This window comes from Stenotrophomonas humi (assembly GCF_001431415.1).
GTDB lineage: Bacteria > Pseudomonadota > Gammaproteobacteria > Xanthomonadales > Xanthomonadaceae > Stenotrophomonas > Stenotrophomonas humi.
The window spans coordinates 1-697 of the sequence record NZ_LDJI01000078.1; the positions used below are offsets into that span (position 1 = coordinate 1).

1 protein-coding gene and 1 pseudogene are annotated in these 697 nt (G+C 66.6%); both read left to right on the forward strand.

Annotation, left to right across the window (positions count from 1 at the left end; all coding sequences use genetic code 11):
• On the forward strand, positions 1-349 hold a 349-nt coding region (locus ABB26_RS18370), incomplete at its 5' end, for a sulfurtransferase (protein ID WP_275452826.1).
• A 49-nt stretch (positions 350-398) separates the two neighbouring features.
• Positions 399-697 (forward strand): annotated as a pseudogene (locus ABB26_RS19615) (DUF1684 domain-containing protein); the annotation flags it as partial.

The window sequence follows — 697 nt, forward strand, 5'->3', positions numbered from 1 at the left end:
GGAACTGGCGCCGGGCTGGTTGCTGGATGCACGCGCCGCCGAGCGGTATCGCGGTGATGTGGAGCCGCTGGATCGCGTCGCCGGGCATGTGCCGGGCGCGGTCAATCGGCCCTTTGGCATGAGTCTGCGCGATGGCCGCTTCCGCCCGGCGCAGGAGCTGCGCGCGGAGTTGCTGCCGTTGTTGGGCGCCCATACCCCGGACCAGGCGGTGGTGATGTGCGGGTCGGGCGTGACGGCCTGCCACCTGCTGCTGGGTTTTGAACATGCCGGTCTGCACGGAGTAAAGGTATTCGCTGACTCGTGGAGTGGCTGGTCGAGCGACCCCCAACGGCCGGTAGCGACCGGCTGACGCATGCGCCATGCGATGGGCACGGCATAGCGGTTCACCAGGAGGCAGCATGGATCTCGGGAAATGGGGCGGCGTGTTGCTGTTGCTGCTGCTGTTTGCGCTGGCAGCGTGCAAGCAGCAGGGAAGCCCGTTCCTGCTTGACTCGCGTCAATACCACCGTGATGTGGAACAGTGGCGCTCGCAGCGGATCGCGCGGTTGCGTGCACCCGACGGCTGGTTGAGCTACACCGGCTCGGGCAGGCTGAAGAAGGGCAGTTACCACGTGGGCAGCGCACCCACCAACGATGTCGTGTTGCCGGCAGGTCCCGAGCAGTTGGGGATATTGGAGATCGGTACCGATGGCGCGGC